Source organism: Streptomyces sindenensis, from assembly GCF_014649035.1.
GTDB classification, from domain to species: Bacteria; Actinomycetota; Actinomycetes; order Streptomycetales; family Streptomycetaceae; genus Streptomyces; species Streptomyces sindenensis.
In genome coordinates this window covers 261205-278177 of the sequence record NZ_BMSG01000002.1, presented here as the reverse complement: position 1 = coordinate 278177, position 16973 = coordinate 261205, and the positions used below count along the sequence as shown (strand labels likewise).

Here is a 16973-nt window from a genome sequence, read left to right as displayed (position 1 = left end):
GGCCCACCGCACTCCGGGGCCCCTGGTCCGGTTCACACCGGCCGGGGCCTTTTCGTGTGCCCGGCGGCCGACGAGCGGTCCCTCCCGGGCCGGACGACCATGGAAGGACCCGGCGCCCCGCCGAAAGGACCCTCCGATGAGCTCTCGTGGCAGTACCCTCGCGGCCCTCGGAGCCGCCTCCGCGCTCCTCATGGTCACCGCCTGCGCGGCGGCCACCTCGTCTGGTACGACGCCGAGCCCCGGCAGCGCCGTACCCGCGGCGGCGACGACCACCGACCCGGACGCGGGGGCCCCACCGGGCGCGGAGATCCTGGGCCGGGCCGCCGTCGGGGAGCCGTTCGAGCTGACCATCGACTCCTCGGACGGGACACGGCCCGACGAGTTCGAGATCACCGTCGAGGACGTCACCTGCGGCGAACCGCTGGACCCCGAGGTCCTGGCGCACGACTCCCTGAGCGCACCGACAGAGCCCCCGACGCCCGAGGACGGGAAGCAGTTCTGCGTGGCCCGCATGGAGGTGCTCAACGTGGGCAAGGGCGAGGCCCGATGGACCGCCGAGGACACGGTCACCCTGAACGTGGGCGACACCGCCTACAGCCAGACCCCGAACGACGTCCAGCTCACGGCCGCCTACGAGGAGTACTGGTACGACCAGGGGAAGCCCCGGCCGTCGTTCGGTCTCAACCCGGCGAGCAAGGGCCCGGTGAACGCCGTCTTCCAGATCCCCGCCGCCGACGAGCCCACCAGCCTCTGGTTCGCGGCCGCCAGATGGCTGGAGCTCACCGGCCCCGAACCCGGCTACCTCATCCGGATCCAGTCCACCACCCGGAGCTGATCCCGCCCACGCGAAAGGCCCCCCACCGTCTCCGGTGAGGGGCCTTCAGTCTGGTGGGGCTAACAGGATTTGAACCTGTGGCCTCATCCTTATCAGGGATGCGCTCTAACCAACTGAGCTATAGCCCCGCCGCGCTGTACTGCTCCGCGCTGACCTCTGAAGATTAGCGCACGTCGGGGCCAGTCCCAAAATCGATACCCGCGGCCCTACTCGTCCTCGGCCAGCGTGAGCTCGACGCCGCCCACGAAGCCCGCCGACAGGTTGTAGATGAAGGCGCCCAGCGTCGCCAGCGCGGTGGCCAGAACCACGTCGATCACGGCGATGACCGAGGTGAAGATGAGCACGCGCGGCAGCGACAGGAACGACTGCAGGTCGAAGCCGTTGCTCTCGTTCGAGCCGGTGGCCTCGCTGATCGTGCCGCCGACGGTCTCGAAGACGCCCATCGCGTCCATGACCATCCACAGCACCGCCGACGCCACCACCGTGCAGATGCCCAGCGCGATCGACAGCAGGAAGCTGACCTTCATCACCGACCACGGGTCGGCCTTGGCCACCCGCAGACGGGCCTTGCGGGTACGGGGCGTCGTCCGCGCCCCCGTGCGCGGCTTGCGCGTCGCCTGGGCGCCGCCCACGCCCTGCGCACCGCCCAGCGTGCCGTCGCCCTGTCCGGGGCGCTGCCGGCCGCCCTGGGTGCCGCCGCCGGGCGCCTGGTACGCCTGGGGCGGGTGGTACGGCCCCGACGGCCCCGGTGCGGGCTCACGCTCACCGGGCAGGGGCCCGGTCGCGTAACCCTCGTACTGGGGCTGAGGCCCTCGTGTGTCCGTCACAGTGCCCCCTTGGGAGTCCGTGGCAGGGCCACGGGCACCGTTCGCTCCAGCTCCGGAAGCGGCCGAACCGGCGCCCGTGGCTCCACTCACGCTCTTACTCCTCGTGCTCCCCGGTCGAGGGCTCCGTGCCCTCGACAGTGCCCTCTGCCGTGGTTACGGCGTGGGCCTCGGCCGTCTCGCCCTCGGCGTCATCGGTCCCGTCGACCTCTTCCGCCTCACGGCCGGCCTCGGCGTTGCGCGCGATGCCGACGACGGCGTCACGCTTGCCCAGATTGATCAGTTGGACGCCCATGGTGTCACGGCCCGTCTCCCTGACTTCATTGACTCGCGTACGAATCACACCACCGCCGAGCGTGATGGCGAGAATCTCGTCGGTCTCCTCGACCACCAGCGCACCGACGAGCGATCCGCGGTCCTCCACGATCTTGGCGGCCTTGATACCGAGGCCGCCGCGGCCCTGGACGCGGTACTCGTCGACGGGGGTGCGCTTGGCGTACCCGCCGTCGGTAGCGGTGAACACGAACGTACCGGGCCGGACGACATTCATCGAGAGGAGTTCGTCGCCCTCGCGGAAACTCATCCCCTTCACACCCGAGGTGGCACGGCCCATCGGGCGCAGCGCGTCGTCCGTCGCGGTGAACCGGATCGACTGGGCCTTCTTGCTGATGAGCAGCAGATCGTCCTCGGCCGAGACCAGCTCGGCGCCGATCAGCTCGTCGTCGCCGCCGTCCGGCATCTCGCGCAGGTTGATCGCGATGACACCGCCCGAGCGCGGGGAGTCGTAGTCCTTGAGCGCGGTCTTCTTCACCAGACCGCCCTTCGTCGCCAGGATCAGGTAGGGCACGGCCTCGTAGTCGCGGATCGCGAGGATCTGGGCGATCTTCTCGTCCGGCTGGAAGGCCAGCAGGTTGGCGACGTGCTGGCCGCGCGCGTCCCGGCCGGCGTCCGGGAGCTCGTACGCCTTGGCCCGGTAGACCCGGCCCTTGTTCGTGAAGAACAGCAGCCAGTGGTGGGTCGTCGAGACGAAGAAGTGGTCGACGATGTCGTCTTCCTTGAGCTTCGTCCCGCGCACGCCCTTGCCGCCGCGCTTCTGCGAGCGGTAGTCGTCCGTCTTCGTGCGCTTCACATAACCGCTGCGGGAGATCGTGACGACGATGTCCTCCTCGGCGATCAGGTCCTCGATGGACATGTCGCCTTCGAAGGGCACGAGCTTGGAGCGCCGGTCGTCGCCGAACTTCTCGACGATCGCCGCCAGCTCCTCGCTGACGATCTGGCGCTGCTTGGCCGGCGAGGCCAGGATCTCGTTGTACTCGTTGATCTTCGCCTGGAGCTCGTCGTGCTCGGCGGTGATCTTCTGGTGCTCCAGTGCGGCCAGCCGGCGCAGCTGCATCTCCAGGATCGCGTTGGCCTGGAGCTCGTCGATCTCCAGCAGGCCCATCAGGCCCTCGCGCGCGATCTCCACCGTGTTCGAGCGGCGGATGAGGGCGATGACCTCGTCGATGGCGTTCAGGGCCTTGAGGAGGCCGCGCAGGATGTGCGCCCGCTCCTCGGCCTTGCGCAGCCGGAACTTCGTCCGCCGGACGATGACCTCGATCTGGTGCGTCACCCAGTGGCGGATGAACGCGTCGATGGAGAGGGTCCGCGGCACACCGTCGACGAGCGCCAGCATGTTGGCGCCGAAGTTCGTCTGGAGGTCGGTGTGCTTGTAGAGGTTGTTCAGGACGACCTTGGCGACCGCGTCCCGCTTGAGGACGACGACCAGGCGCTGCCCCGTACGCGAGGAGGTCTCGTCGCGGACGTCCGCGATGCCGCCGACCTTGCCGTCCTTGACCAGGTCGGCGATCTTCTGCGCGAGGTTGTCGGGGTTGGTCTGGTACGGCAGCTCCGTGACGACCAGGCACTGGCGGCCCTGGATCTCCTCGACCGCGACGACCGCGCGCATCGTGATCGAGCCACGGCCGGTGCGGTACGCCTCCTCGATGCCCTTGCGGCCCACGACCAGCGCGCCGGTGGGGAAGTCGGGGCCCTTGATGCGCTCGATCAGCGCGTCCTGCAGCTCCTCGTGCGAGGCCTCCGGGTTCTCCAGGTACCACTGGGCACCGGCGGCGACCTCACGGAGGTTGTGCGGCGGAATGTTGGTCGCCATGCCGACCGCGATCCCGGCGGAGCCGTTGACCAGCAGGTTCGGGAAGCGCGCCGGCAGGACCGTCGGCTCCTGGTTGCGGCCGTCGTAGTTGTCCTGGAAGTCGACGGTCTCCTCGTCGATGTCCCGGACCATCTCCATGGACAGCGGCATCATCTTGCACTCGGTGTACCGCATGGCGGCGGCCGGGTCGTTGCCCGGGGAACCGAAGTTGCCGTTGGAGTCCACCAGCGGCATCCGCATCGACCACGGCTGGGCGAGGCGCACCAGGGCGTCGTAGATGGAGGAGTCACCGTGCGGGTGGTACGTACCCATGACGTCGCCGACGACGCGGGCGCACTTGTAGAAGCCCTTCTCGGGGCGGTACCCGCCGTCGTACATCGCGTACAGCACCCGGCGGTGGACGGGCTTGAGGCCGTCCCGTACGTCAGGCAGCGCACGCGAGACGATGACGGACATCGCGTAGTCGAGATAGGAGCGCTGCATCTCCGTCTCGAGCTGGACGGGCTCGACACGCATCCCCACGCCGGGGATGGTGCCCTCCTCCTCGGGCGTCACGGATTCGGGTGTCACAGGGGTGTTCTCGTCGGCCATTGCTGGTCAAAGTCCTTTCGAGCTGCGGCGTGGCTGGTGCGGCCGACTCAGATGTCGAGGAAGCGGACGTCCTTGGCGTTGCGCTGGATGAACGAGCGCCGCGCCTCGACGTCCTCACCCATGAGCACCGAGAACAGGTCGTCGGCCTGCGCCGCGTCGTCCAGCGTGACCTGGCCGAGGACCCGGTGGTCGACGTCCATGGTGGTGACGCGCAGCTCCTCGGCGTTCATCTCGCCGAGACCCTTGAAGCGCTGGATCGAGTCTTCCTTGATCCGCTTGCCGTTCTGCTTGCCGAGCGCCACCAGGGCGTCGCGCTCCCGGTCCGAGTACGCGTACTCGAAGTCGTCCCGGCCCCACTTGATCTTGTAGAGCGGCGGGCGCGAGAGGTAGACGTGCCCGGCCTCCACCAGCGGCTTCATGAAGCGGAAGAGGAAGGTCAGCAGCAGGGTGTTGATGTGCTGGCCGTCGACGTCGGCGTCCGCCATCAGGATGATCTTGTGATAGCGGAGCTTCTCGATGTCGAAGTCCTCGTGGACCCCGGTGCCAAACGCCGAGATCAGCGCCTGGACCTCGGTGTTCTGGAGGATCTTGTCGACCCGGGCCTTCTCGACGTTCAGGATCTTGCCCCGGATGGGCAGGATCGCCTGGTACATCGGGTTGCGGCCGGACTTCGCCGAACCACCGGCGGAGTCACCCTCGACGATGAAGATCTCGCACTTGGTGGGGTCGTTCGACTGGCAGTCGCTGAGCTTGCCCGGCAGCGAGGCGCTCTCCAGGAGCCCCTTGCGCCGCGTCAGGTCACGCGCCTTGCGGGCCGCCACCCGGGCGGTCGAGGCGGCGATGCCCTTGCGGATGATGTCGGCGGCCTCGTTGGGATTCCGGTCGAACCAGTCCGTCAGCTGCTCGTGGACGACCTTCTGCACGAAGGTCTTGGCCTCCGTGTTGCCCAGCTTGGTCTTGGTCTGGCCCTCGAACTGCGGCTCGCCCAGCTTCACCGAGATGATCGCGGTCAGACCCTCGCGAACGTCCTCACCGGTGAGGTTGTCGTCCTTGTCGCGCAGCAGCTTCTTGTCCCGCGCGTACCGGTTGACCAGCGAGGTCAGCGCGGCGCGGAAGCCCTCCTCGTGCGTGCCGCCCTCGTGCGTGTGGATCGCGTTGGCGAAGGAGTAGACGCCCTCGGTGTACTGCGTGTTCCACTGCATGGCGATCTCGACCGACAGGAGCCGGTCCTTGTCCTCGGCCTCGATGTCGATCACCGACTGGTGAATGACGTCGCCCTTGCGGGAGTTGAGGTACTTGACGAAGTCGACGATGCCGTTCTCGTAGTGGTACGTGACGGACCGCGTCGCCTCCTCCTCGGGGACCTCGGTCGCCTCGGCGCTGTCCGCACCCGCCGTCGCCTTCGCCGACTCACGCTCGTCGGTCAGCTTCAGGGTGAGGCCCTTGTTGAGGAACGCCATCTCCTGGAAGCGGCGCGAGAGGGTCTCGAAGCTGTACTCGGTGGTCTCGAAGATGTCCCCGTCGGCCCAGAAGGTGACCGTCGTACCGGTTTCGTCCGTGGCCTCCTGCTTGGCCAGCGGAGCGGTCGGGACGCCGAGCTTGTAGTCCTGGGTCCAGCGGTAGCCGTCACGCTTGACCTCGACGGCGACCCGGGTGGACAGGGCGTTGACGACGGAGACGCCGACGCCGTGCAGACCGCCGGAGACGGCGTAGCCGCCACCGCCGAACTTGCCGCCCGCGTGCAGCACGGTCAGCACGACCTCGACGGCCGGCTTCCCTTCGGACGGCACGATGTCGACCGGGATACCGCGGCCGTTGTCGATCACGCGCACCCCGCCGTCGGGGAGGATCGTGACGTCGATGGTGTCCGCGTGACCCGCCATCGCCTCGTCGACGGAGTTGTCGACGACCTCCTGCACGAGGTGGTGCAGGCCGCGCTCACCGGTCGAGCCGATGTACATGCCAGGTCGCTTGCGGACCGCGTCCAGCCCTTCCAGCACGGTGATCGCGCTGGCGTCGTACGAGGCGTCGACGGTGGCGGCGACCGCTCCCGCTTCAGCGGCTGTGGACGGAATGTTCTCGTTGGGGTTGCCGGAATCGGCCACGAAGCGCCCTTTCTGGCACAGCACAGGCCGTTCTCCGGACAGGCGGGAGCGGCTGCGTCGTTCGGCTTGTATCGACGACTCCCGCCTCGGCAGCGGGATTACTCACCAGTCTACCGGTAGCGCTGACATGAATGGGGGTTTGCCGGTACCTGAGTACGCATGTGCCGCCCTGAATGAGCGGCTGACGACTCCCCATATTCGGGAAGGGGCTCCAAGAGGCCCTGAAGGGCTTTGAGCGCTTCGGCCTGTCAACCCACCGCTACGGTGAGGGACGCTCCGGCCGTACCGCCCGGTTTCCCGTCGCGCGAACCCCGCCGAACCCACCCACAAGCTCGCCCGGGACACGACAATTTTACGCCGAAAGTGCAGCTCAGGGTTGCCATCGGCCAAGCGGCACGACCACTGCGGCCAACGCTCCAGGGCTCAGCCGTAGGTGTCGCCCGGGCCCTTGCTGCCGGGGGCCCGCAACGGTCCGTACCGGCGCTCCGGGCCCCCCGGCCCGACCACCTTGATCATCCGTACGGTGCCCTGCCCCAGATCCGTGTTCAGCCGGGCCACCAGCTGCGGGGCCAGCAACCGCAGCTGCGTCGCCCACGCCGTCGAGTCACAGCTCACCGTCAGCACCCGGGCGGCCGGATCGTCGTCGTACCGCAGGGGCACGCAGTGCTTCGCCAGATCGTCGCCGACGATCTGCGGCCACCGGCCCATCACCCCGCCGACCGCCGCAGGCGTCTCCCAGCCCCGCTCGGTGATCAGCCGGCTGATCGCGGAGCCCAGCGCCTGCGGATCCCGGCCGTCCGACCGGGCCCCCGAACGCAGCCCGCCGCCCCGCCGGGCCTGCTTCTTCTGCTGCGCCGCCGCACCCCGCGCCCGGGCCTGCTCCTTCGCCGCCCGCAACGCGACCCGGGCCAGATCGACCCCGGACACCTCCGGCGGCTTCGCGCCCCCGGCCTCCGGCGTACCGCCGGCCGCGCCCGCCTCGCCCGGCCGCTCGTCCCGGCCGGTCATACGCGCTCCACCTCGCCCGCGGTCACCGCGTACCGCGTCCCCGCCAGCACCCCCGGCACGTCCTCCGCCACCGCGGCCGTCACCAGCACCTGCTCGCCGGGGGCCACCAGCTCCGCCAGCCGCTCCCGGCGGCGGGCGTCCAGCTCGGCGAAGACATCGTCCAGCACCAGCACCGGCTCGTTGCCCTCGGAGCGCAGCAGCTCGTAACTGGCGAGCCGCAGCGCCAGCGCGTAACTCCACGACTCGCCATGACTCGCGTACCCCTTGGCCGGCATCCCGCGCAGGCCCAGCAGCAGATCGTCGCGGTGCGGACCGACCAGGGTCACGCCCCGCTCGATCTCCTGCTTCCGGACCCCCGCGAGCGCCGCGATCAGCTGCTCGTACAGCTCGTCGCGGGTGCGCTCGGCACCCACGTCCTCGCCGACCGAGCTGCGGTACTCCAGCGCGACCGGACCACCGCCCGGCGCCACGTCCCCGTACGCCTTGTCGGCCAGCGGCTGGAGCGTGGCGATCAGATCGAGGCGCTGCGCGAGCAGCTCGGCGCCCACCCGGCCCAGGTGCTGGTCCCAGACGTCCAGGGTGGACAGATCCATCGAGCGGCCGCCGTGCCGTCGCGCCATCGCCGCGGACTTCAGCAGGGTGTTGCGCTGCTTGAGCACCCGTTCGTAGTCGGAACGGACCCCGGCCATCCGGGGCGAGCGCGCGGTGACCAGCTCGTCCAGGAACCGCCGCCGCTCGCCGGGATCACCCTTGACCAGCGCCAGATCCTCCGGGGCGAACAGCACGGTCCGTACGATGCCGAGCACGTCACGGGGTCTGACCTGCGAGGACCTGTTGATACGGGCCCGGTTCGCGCGACCCGGGTTCAGCTCCAGCTCGACCAGCTGCGAGCGCTCGCCCTGGGTCACCGCCGCCCGGATCACCGCCCGCTCCGCGCCCATCCGCACGAGCGGGGCGTCCGAGGAGACGCGGTGGCTGCCGAGGGTGGCGAGATAGCCGACGGCCTCGACGAGATTGGTCTTGCCCTGCCCGTTGGGCCCCACGAACGCGGTGACGCCCGGGTCGAGAGGGACCTCGACCCGGGCGTACGAGCGGAAGTCGGCCAGCGAGAGGTGCGTGACGTGCATGGTGGCCGACCTCTCCCGACAGTGCTTCGCAGGTTGTTGTGTGCCGGCGCGTGGCCGGCGGGCCGATCAGTGCTCGGACTTGGACTCGACCGCGTGGCCGCCGAACTGGTTGCGCAGCGCGGCGATCATCTTCATCTGCGGCGAGTCGTCCTGACGCGAGGCGAACCGCGCGAACAGCGACGCCGTGATCGCGGGCAGCGGCACCGCGTTGTCGATCGCGGCCTCCACCGTCCAGCGGCCCTCGCCCGAGTCGGCGGCGTAGCCCCGGAGCTTGTCCAGGTGCTCGTCGTCGTCCAGCGCGTTGACCGCGAGGTCGAGCAGCCAGGAACGGATGACCGTGCCCTCCTGCCAGGAGCGGAAGACCTCGCGCACGTCCGTGACGGAGTCGACCTTCTCCAGCAGCTCCCAGCCCTCGGCGTAGGCCTGCATCATGGCGTACTCGATGCCGTTGTGGACCATCTTCGCGAAGTGGCCGGCGCCGATCTTGCCCGCGTGCACGGATCCGAAGTCGCCCTCGGGCTTGAGCGCGTCGAAGATCGGCTGGACCTTCGCCACGTTCTCGTCGGTCCCGCCGTACATCAGCGCGTAGCCGTTCTCCAGGCCCCAGACGCCACCGGAGACGCCGCAGTCGACGAACCCGATGCCCTTCTGGCCCAGCTCGGCGCCGTGCTTCTCGTCGTCGGTCCAGCGCGAGTTGCCGCCGTCGACGACGACGTCGCCGGGCGAGAGCAGCTCGGCCAGCTCGTCGATCGTGGACTGGGTGGCGGCACCGGCCGGGACCATGACCCAGACGACCCGCGGGCCCTTCAGCTTGCCCACAAGCTCTTCGAGACTGTGGACATCGGCGACATCCGGGTTGCGGTCGTAACCGATGACGGTGTGGCCTGCGCGGCGGATGCGCTCGCGCATGTTGCCGCCCATCTTGCCGAGGCCGACGAGACCGAGCTCCATCAGAGATTCCTTAAGCGTCGTGGCGATAAGCGTCGGGGCGTTTGCACCCATGACCGAGCCTACGCCCGGCGGGGGACAGCGCGGCGGGCCCGCTCCGCGCCGAGCGGGCCCGCCGGAAACTGCCGCGGAAACGTCCCCCGATCGGGCGGGGGACGCGGGATCAGCCGGAGAGGCGCACCGGCATGATCAGGTACTTGTACGTGTCGTCCGCCTCGGCGTCGACGGCCGGGCGGCCGCTGAGCAGGGCGGGCTTGGTGGAGGTGGTGAACGAGAGCTGGGCGACCGGGGAGTCGATCGCGCTCAGCCCGTCCAGCAGGAACGTCGGGTTGAAGGCGATCGAGATGTCGTCGCCCTCCAGCACCGCGTCGACCCGCTCCACAGCCTGTGCGTCGTCGCTGGAACCGGCCTCCAGGATGAGGACGCCCTGCTCGAAGCTGAGCCGTACGGGGGTGTTGCGCTCGGCGACCAGGGCCACGCGCTTGACGGCCTCGACGAAGGGGGCCGTCTCGATCACCGCGACGGAGTTGAACTCGGTCGGGAACAGCGTGCGGTACTTCGGCAGGTCGCCTTCGAGCAGCCGCGTCGTCGTGCGGCGCCCGGCGCCCTCGAAACCGATCAGGCCCTCGCCCGCACCGGAGCCGGAGAGCGCCAGGGTGACCGTGTCACCGCTGGTGAGCGCCTTGGCGGTGTCCAGGAGCGTCTTGGCGGGCACCAGGGCGACCGCGGAGGCGTCGGCGTTCTCCGGCTTCCACAGGAACTCGCGGACCGCGAAGCGGTAGCGGTCGGTGGAGGCGAGGGTGACCGTGTCGCCCTCGATCTCGATCCGCACACCGGTGAGCACGGGCAGCGTGTCGTCGCGGCCGGCGGCGATGGCGACCTGGGCGGCGGCCGAGGCGAAGACCTCACCGGGGACGGTGCCCGTGGCGGTCGGCATCTGCGGCAGCGCGGGGTACTCCTCCACAGGCAGTGTGTGGAGGGTGAAGCGGGAGGAGCCGCAGACGACCGTGGCCCGCACACCGTCGGTGGAGATCTCCACCGGGCGGTTGGGGAGGGCGCGGCAGATGTCGGCGAGCAGCCGGCCGGAGACGAGCACCGTGCCGTCCTCGTCGATCTCCGCGTCGACGGAGACCCGCGCGGAGACCTCGTAGTCGAAGCTGGAGAAGCTGAGAGCTCCGTCCTCGGCCTTCAGCAGAAGGCCCGCGAGAACGGGCGCCGGCGGACGGGCCGGGAGGCTGCGGGCCACCCAGGCCACCGCCTCCGCGAGTACATCGCGCTCCACCCGGATCTTCACCGGAACCGCCTCCTGCTGTTGCTCGCTCGCCCTGCTGGCCTTCGTCGTCTGGACCGGAGCCCGCTGCCGGGACGGCCGAGGCTCCGGGGTCCAGTCTGACGTACGGCGCCGACAGCCGTTGCTGCTCGGGGTCAAGTCGGGCCAAGAGGTTCGCGGCGGCCGACGGTCGAGTTGTACACAGGCCCCACTTCGAAGCGGATTCCTGGCTAACTCTGGGTGGTAGTAGTAGTAGGCCTTGTGGATACCGTGGATAACGTCGTTTGCGCAGGTCAGCGACTGTTTTTTGTCCACCGGTCCTGTGGGTGGCACCCGTGGACAACCCGGGCCTTCTGTGGATGGGCGGAAGTTCTGCACACCCGATGCACAGGAGGGGGCCACTTCTCCCCAGACCTGTCCCCAGCTTTACCCCTGTTCCCCACAGCCCAACCCAGCCCCTTGGTGTGACGCCTTTCACTCCGGGCGGTGAGAGCGAGTGTTGCGTTGCCGAACAGTGGACAGGGGTGTGGAGAAGCAGGGCAAAGCTGGGGACAACACTGCCCAGCCTGTGGGCTGCCGGTGGACAACATCGACACCCCCTTGTGGACGAAGATTCTGTCCACAGGCTGTGGATCATCGTTGGCCACAAATCCCCAACCACGTGACCTGGCCTGATGGAGTATCGGCAGCGGGCCCTGTGGACGCAATATGGACAACTTCCCGGTCCCCAGGCTGTGGACGGAAAATTGTTCGCACATCTGTGGAGAAGGGCCTCTGAGCTGCCCGTATTCGAACAGCGGGGGTGCGGCGGGGCGCTCGTCGCGGGCTCCGGAAACGCGAAAAGCGTCTGCCGCGGACCGTGGGAGGTCCGCGGCAGACGCCTCGGAGAAACGCTTCGGGAGAAGCAGCGGACGAAGGCCTCAGGAGAGGCCGGCAAGCCGGTTGCGAGCGGGTGAGGGCCTGCAGGAGGGCCTGCAGGAGGGCTTGAGAGGGCTTGCGGGAGGGGCGCGGGGCGGGAGCCGGGGTCAGCCGTTCTTGATGCGGTTGGTCAGCTCGGTGACCTGGTTGTAGATGGAACGGCGCTCCGCCATCAGTGCCCGGATCTTCCGGTCCGCGTGCATCACCGTCGTATGGTCACGGCCGCCGAACTGCGCGCCGATCTTCGGCAGCGAGAGGTCGGTCAGCTCGCGGCAGAGATACATGGCGATCTGGCGTGCCGTCACCAGCACCCGGCTGCGCGAGGATCCGCAGAGGTCGTCCACGGTGAGCCCGAAGTAGTCCGCGGTGGCCGCCATGATGGCCGGCGCCGTGATCTCCGGGGCCGACTCCTCGCCGCCCGGGATCAGGTCCTTGAGGACGATCTCGGTCAGTCCGAGGTCCACCGGCTGCCGGTTCAGCGAGGCGAAGGCGGTCACCCGGATCAGGGCGCCCTCCAGCTCACGGATGTTGCGCGAGATCCGCGAGGCGATGAACTCCAGTACCTCCGGCGGGGCGTTGAGCTGCTCCTGCACCGCCTTCTTGCGGAGGATCGCGATCCGGGTCTCCAGCTCGGGCGGCTGGACATCGGTCGTCAGACCCCACTCGAAGCGGTTGCGCAGCCGGTCCTCCAGCGTCACCAGTTGCTTGGGCGGCCGGTCGGAGGAGAGCACGATCTGCTTGTTCGCGTTGTGCAGCGTATTGAAGGTGTGGAAGAACTCCTCCTGCGTCGACTCCTTGCTCGCCAGGAACTGGATGTCGTCGACCAGCAGGATGTCCACATCCCGGTAGCGCTTGCGGAAGGTGTCGCCCTTCCCGTCGCGGATCGAGTTGATGAACTCGTTGGTGAACTCCTCCGAGCTCACGTACCGCACCCGGGTCCCCGGGTAGAGGCTCCGCGCGTAGTGCCCGATCGCGTGCAGCAGGTGGGTCTTTCCGAGCCCCGACTCCCCGTAGATGAACAGGGGGTTGTACGCCTTCGCGGGCGCCTCGGCCACGGCGACGGCCGCGGCGTGCGCGAACCGGTTGGACGCCCCGATGACGAAGGTGTCGAAGAGGTACTTCGGATTCAGCCGGGCATGCGGTTCGCCGGGGCCCGGCGCGGGGGCCGGCTGAGCGCCCATCGGACCGGGGACCGAGCCGCCGGTGCGCCCGGGGCCGTGGCCCGGACCGGTCTGGCGGTGCTGCGGCTGCTGCTGGTCCTGGCGGTCGGGGCGCTGCTGCTCGTACCCCTGGCGCTCGGGCGGCTGCGACCGGTAGTCGTGGCTCGGCTGCTGCGGACGCCCGGTGCCGTACGGCTCGCGCCACTGCTCGGCGGACTGGTCCCGGTACTGCTCGCTCTCGCGGTACTGCTCGGCGGGCTGCTCCCGGTACTGCTCGCTCTCCCGGTACGCGTCACTCTCGCGGTACGGCTCACCGGCCGGCTGCTCGCGGTCCTGGTAGCCGCTGTGCCGCGGCTGCTGCCAGGAGAGATCCTCCTGGGTACGCGGCCAGGCGCCAGGCTCCGGGCGTTGCTGCTGGTAGTCGGGGTAGGCCGGACGGGCCGTCGGCATGCCGTCGTCGGAGGGCCGGTGGCCGTATCCGTCGTACGCGTCCCCCCGAGGAGCGTCGTCGCGCGGCTGCGCCGGGTAGCGGTGGTCCTGCTGGCTCCCGTGCGGCTGATGCGACGGGTGCATCGGAGGCGCCGGCGGAGCGGGGGAATCGCCCGCCGAGTCGTCGACGGTGATCGCGATCCGGATGGGGCGGCCGCACTCCCGGGTCAGCGACTCGCTGATGAGCGGCGCGAGCCGGCCCTCCAGGACGCGCTTGCCCCATTCGTTGGGGACGGCCAGCAGTGCGGTGTCGGCGACGAGTGCCAGCGGCTGGCAGCGCTCGATCCACTGCTTGTCCTTCGGCTCGATGCCCTGCTGGCCCTCCCCGAGGAGTTGTTCCAGCACTCGCGGCCACACTGCGGCAAGATCGGCAGGTACGTCAGCCACAAGGCACGCTCTCTCGCATGTCCCACGAATGTGTGGTTCTCGGGACGGGATGGGTCGGGTGGGGTGAGGCCCGGCAGTCGGGAAGGAAAAGAACCGGAGTTCAGCCACGGTAGTCAGGCCGACCCGCGCGGTTCAAGTTGTTGTCCACAGGCTGTGCACAATGGGGGGCCGCGCGGAGCTGGTTTGACCGGATGGCGTAGCCGCGCGTACCGTGACCAGGTCGAGTTGTCGATGGCTGCTGCCGCCTGCCTCCGATGGGCAAAGATCACGATCTGTGATTGTGAAGCGGTGCACTAAGGCGTTTACGCGAGTTCCTCGTGGGCGCACGGTGACAGCCAGGCGATGTCCCGCCAAGACACGAATCATTTCTGGAGCCCCCGAGTGAGCAAGCGCACCTTCCAGCCGAACAACCGCCGTCGCGCCAAGACCCACGGCTTCCGTCTGCGCATGCGTACCCGTGCCGGCCGTGCGATCCTCGCGAACCGCCGCGGCAAGGGCCGCAGCAGCCTGTCCGCCTGATCGCTAACAGGTCCATGACGTGCTGCCTACCGAGAATCGGCTGAGGCGGCGCGAGGACTTCGCGACCGCGGTACGACGAGGACGTCGAGCCGGACGTCCGCTGCTCGTCGTCCATCTACGCAGCGGTGAAACGGACCCGCACGTGACGGGGGAGACTGTTCCCCCGCCGCGTGCGGGTTTCGTTGTCAGCAAGGCCGTGGGGGGAGCCGTCGTCCGCACCGCGGTGAAACGGAGGCTTCGCCACCTGGTCCGGGACCGGCTGGCTCAGCTGCCCCCCGGTAGCCTTGTTGTCGTACGGGCGCTGCCCGGTGCGGGCGACGCCGACCATGCACAGCTGGCCCGAGACCTGGATGCCGCTCTTCAGCGGCTGCTGGGAGGGGGCGCGCGATGAAGTACCCGCTGCTTGCTCTCATCAAGCTGTACCAGTGGACGATCAGTCCACTCCTCGGGCCTGTCTGCCGTTATTACCCGTCGTGTTCCCACTATGGATATACGTCGATCGACAGGCACGGCGCCATCAAGGGAACAGCGCTGACCGCTTGGCGCATCCTGCGGTGCAACCCGTGGTCACCCGGTGGTGTGGATCATGTTCCGCCTCGTAAGCGTCCGCGGTGGCACGAGCTGCTGCGCAACGCCCTGCGCGGCGAAAAGGGCGGGGAGTCCGCCGCTGAAGTGCCGTCCGGGGGGTCGGTCTCCGAACCTCCGAGCCCGGCCGCAGAGACCTCGCCCAATGCTCAAGGAGCCTGATTAGTGGACACGATTGCCAGTCTGTTCAGCTTTATCACCACACCTGTCTCATGGATCATCGTCCAGTTCCACAAGGTCTACGGAGCGCTCTTCGGCGATGACTCCGGATGGGCCTGGGGCCTGTCGATCGTGTCCCTGGTGGTGCTGATCCGGATCTGCCTGATCCCGCTCTTCGTGAAGCAGATCAAGTCGACCCGCAATATGCAGGTGCTCCAGCCGAAGATGAAGGCGATCCAGGAGCGCTACAAGAACGACAAGCAGCGTCAGTCCGAAGAGATGATGAAGCTGTACAAGGAGACGGGCACCAACCCGCTCTCCTCGTGCCTTCCCATCCTGGCGCAGTCCCCGTTCTTCTTCGCCCTGTACCACGTGCTGTCGTCCATCGCCTCGGGCAAGAAGATCGGCGCGATCAACCAGGACCTGCTGGACAGTGCGCGTCAGGCGCACATCTTCGGCGCTCCGCTGGCCGCGAAGTTCACGGACAGCGTCGAGAAGGTCACCTCGCTCGACGCGTCCCTCACCGACGTCCGGATCGTCACCGCGATCATGATCGTGCTGATGTCGGCCTCGCAGTTCTTCACCCAGCGCCAGCTGATGACGAAGAACGTCGACCTGACGGTGAAGACCCCGTACATGCAGCAGCAGAAGATGCTGATGTACATCTTCCCGGTCATCTTCGCCGTGATGGGCATCAACTTCCCCGTCGGTGTCCTCGTCTACTGGCTGACCACCAACGTCTGGACCATGGGTCAGCAGATGTACGTGATCAACCAGAACCCGACGCCGGGCAGCAAGGCGCAGGACGCCTACCTTCAGCGGGTGCTCAAGAGCGTGACCTCCCACGGCGAGGTGCGTGGCCGTACCCGGCGCAAGATGGTCAAGGCGATCGTCGCCAAGGGCTCCGACCGCAACGACATCGAGCGCAAGTTCATCACCGGTCTCGGCAAGCTGGGTCTCGCGGCCCAGGAGGACGGCACGGTGGCGAAGAGCGAGACCGCCGCGGCCGACGCCGAGGGCGGCCAGGCGCACAGGCGCCAGCAGCCCAAGCGCCAGACCAAGGCGAAGCGTCAGACGACCGGTCACGCGACGGCGGGAGCCAAGGCCACGGAGCCCGAGGCCGCCGGTTCCAAGACCTCGCTCGAGAAGGACGCACCGCAGGACAGCAAGCCGAAGTCGGCGGGCAAGTCCGCCTCCGGCTCCTCACGCCAAGCCAAGTCCGGACAGCGCAAGGGTCCGCAGCGGCCCAAGCACCCGTCCAAGAAGTAAGAAGGAGTCCATCCGTGACGGAAGGCACCACCTCCACGGCCCCCGCTGAGGCGGGCAGCGACACCCTGACGCGCCTGGAGCAGGAGGGCGAGATCGCGGCCGACTACCTTGAGGGACTGCTCGACATCGCCGACCTCGACGGCGACATCGACATGGACGTCGAGGCGGACCGGGCCGCGGTGTCGATCATCAGCGAATCGGCACGCGACCTCCAGAAGCTCGTGGGCCGCGACGGTGAGGTCCTGGAGGCGCTCCAGGAGCTGACGCGGCTGGCCGTGCACCGGGAGACCGGTGACCGCAGCCGTCTGATGCTGGACATCGGCGGCTTCCGGGCCAAGAAGCGCGCGGTCCTCGCGGAACTGGGTGCCAAGGCCGCGAACGAGGTCAAGAGCACGGGCGAGCCCGTGAAGCTGGACCCGATGACACCGTTCGAGCGCAAGGTCGTGCACGACGCGATCGCCGCGGCCGGTCTGCGGAGCGAGTCGGAGGGCGAGGAGCCGCAGCGCTTCGTCGTCGTTCTCCCGGCCTGACCGGATCCTTGTACTGTCGGCCCCGTCTGTACGCAGGCGGGGCCGATCTTTGTCAGCCTGATAGTCAGCCACCCACAGTGCGCTAGTGCGGTATGGAAGG

Annotated in this window: 13 protein-coding genes, 1 tRNA gene and 2 pseudogenes; 6 read left to right on the top strand and 10 right to left on the bottom strand. The window is 68.7% G+C overall.

Going from position 1 to position 16973, the window contains the following annotated elements:
• The first annotated feature begins 136 nt into the window (after positions 1-136).
• Positions 137-835, top strand: coding sequence for a hypothetical protein (locus IE145_RS04510; RefSeq protein ID WP_189518989.1), 699 nt, complete (start codon positions 137-139; stop codon positions 833-835).
• Positions 836-886: 51 nt separating this feature from the next.
• Here the strand turns inward: IE145_RS04510 and IE145_RS04505 are convergent.
• The 10 genes and pseudogenes from IE145_RS04505 to dnaA (IE145_RS34130) all read right to left on the bottom strand — a co-directional run.
• Positions 887-963 (bottom strand) — tRNA-Ile (locus IE145_RS04505).
• 78 nt (positions 964-1041) lie between these two features.
• Complete coding sequence (locus IE145_RS04500) at positions 1042-1662, bottom strand: DUF3566 domain-containing protein (protein WP_189518987.1); 621 nt, start codon at positions 1660-1662, stop codon at positions 1042-1044.
• A 94-nt stretch (positions 1663-1756) separates the two neighbouring features.
• The gene (gene gyrA, locus IE145_RS04495; RefSeq protein ID WP_189518985.1) at positions 1757-4399 is read right to left on the bottom strand and encodes a DNA gyrase subunit A; all 2643 of its coding nucleotides are present in this window, start codon (positions 4397-4399) and stop codon (positions 1757-1759) included.
• A gap of 47 nt (positions 4400-4446) precedes the next feature.
• Positions 4447-6528: a DNA topoisomerase (ATP-hydrolyzing) subunit B gene (gene gyrB / locus IE145_RS04490; protein ID WP_189518983.1), complete on the bottom strand. Its 2082-nt coding sequence runs from the start codon at positions 6526-6528 to the stop codon at positions 4447-4449.
• A 399-nt stretch (positions 6529-6927) separates the two neighbouring features.
• The gene (locus tag IE145_RS04485) at positions 6928-7431 is read right to left on the bottom strand and encodes a DciA family protein (RefSeq protein WP_189519285.1); all 504 of its coding nucleotides are present in this window, start codon (positions 7429-7431) and stop codon (positions 6928-6930) included.
• Between the two features lie 77 nt (positions 7432-7508).
• Positions 7509-8639: a DNA replication/repair protein RecF gene (gene recF / locus IE145_RS04480; protein WP_189518981.1), complete on the bottom strand. Its 1131-nt coding sequence runs from the start codon at positions 8637-8639 to the stop codon at positions 7509-7511.
• A 66-nt stretch (positions 8640-8705) separates the two neighbouring features.
• Positions 8706-9590, bottom strand: a complete 885-nt coding sequence (gnd, locus tag IE145_RS04475; protein ID WP_189518979.1) for a phosphogluconate dehydrogenase (NAD(+)-dependent, decarboxylating) — start codon at positions 9588-9590, stop codon at positions 8706-8708.
• 160 nt (positions 9591-9750) lie between these two features.
• On the bottom strand, positions 9751-10881 hold the full coding sequence (dnaN, locus tag IE145_RS04470; protein ID WP_032764581.1) for a DNA polymerase III subunit beta: 1131 nt from the start codon (positions 10879-10881) through the stop codon (positions 9751-9753).
• 1001 nt (positions 10882-11882) lie between these two features.
• Positions 11883-13136, bottom strand: a pseudogene (gene dnaA / locus IE145_RS04465) (chromosomal replication initiator protein DnaA); the annotation flags it as partial.
• A gap of 129 nt (positions 13137-13265) precedes the next feature.
• Positions 13266-13811: pseudogene (dnaA, locus tag IE145_RS34130) on the bottom strand (chromosomal replication initiator protein DnaA); the annotation flags it as partial.
• 381 nt (positions 13812-14192) lie between these two features.
• Between dnaA (IE145_RS34130) and rpmH the strand changes: the two are divergent.
• From rpmH to IE145_RS04440, 5 genes are read left to right on the top strand one after another with little or no spacing between them, the layout of a single operon-like run.
• Complete coding sequence (rpmH, locus tag IE145_RS04460) at positions 14193-14330, top strand: 50S ribosomal protein L34 (protein ID WP_003967884.1); 138 nt, start codon at positions 14193-14195, stop codon at positions 14328-14330.
• A gap of 19 nt (positions 14331-14349) precedes the next feature.
• Entirely contained in the window at positions 14350-14721 is a 372-nt protein-coding gene (rnpA, locus tag IE145_RS04455; protein ID WP_073875176.1) for a ribonuclease P protein component, read from the top strand.
• On the top strand, positions 14718-15077 hold the full coding sequence (gene yidD / locus IE145_RS04450; protein ID WP_079134237.1) for a membrane protein insertion efficiency factor YidD: 360 nt from the start codon (positions 14718-14720) through the stop codon (positions 15075-15077). Before rnpA ends, yidD begins: the two co-directional genes overlap by 4 nt.
• Positions 15078-15080: 3 nt before the next feature.
• Positions 15081-16343, top strand: a complete 1263-nt coding sequence (gene yidC, locus IE145_RS04445) for a membrane protein insertase YidC (protein WP_189518975.1) — start codon at positions 15081-15083, stop codon at positions 16341-16343.
• Positions 16344-16357: 14 nt separating this feature from the next.
• Entirely contained in the window at positions 16358-16873 is a 516-nt protein-coding gene (locus tag IE145_RS04440) for a Jag family protein (protein ID WP_069735702.1), read from the top strand.
• The last annotated feature ends 100 nt before the right edge of the window (positions 16874-16973 follow it).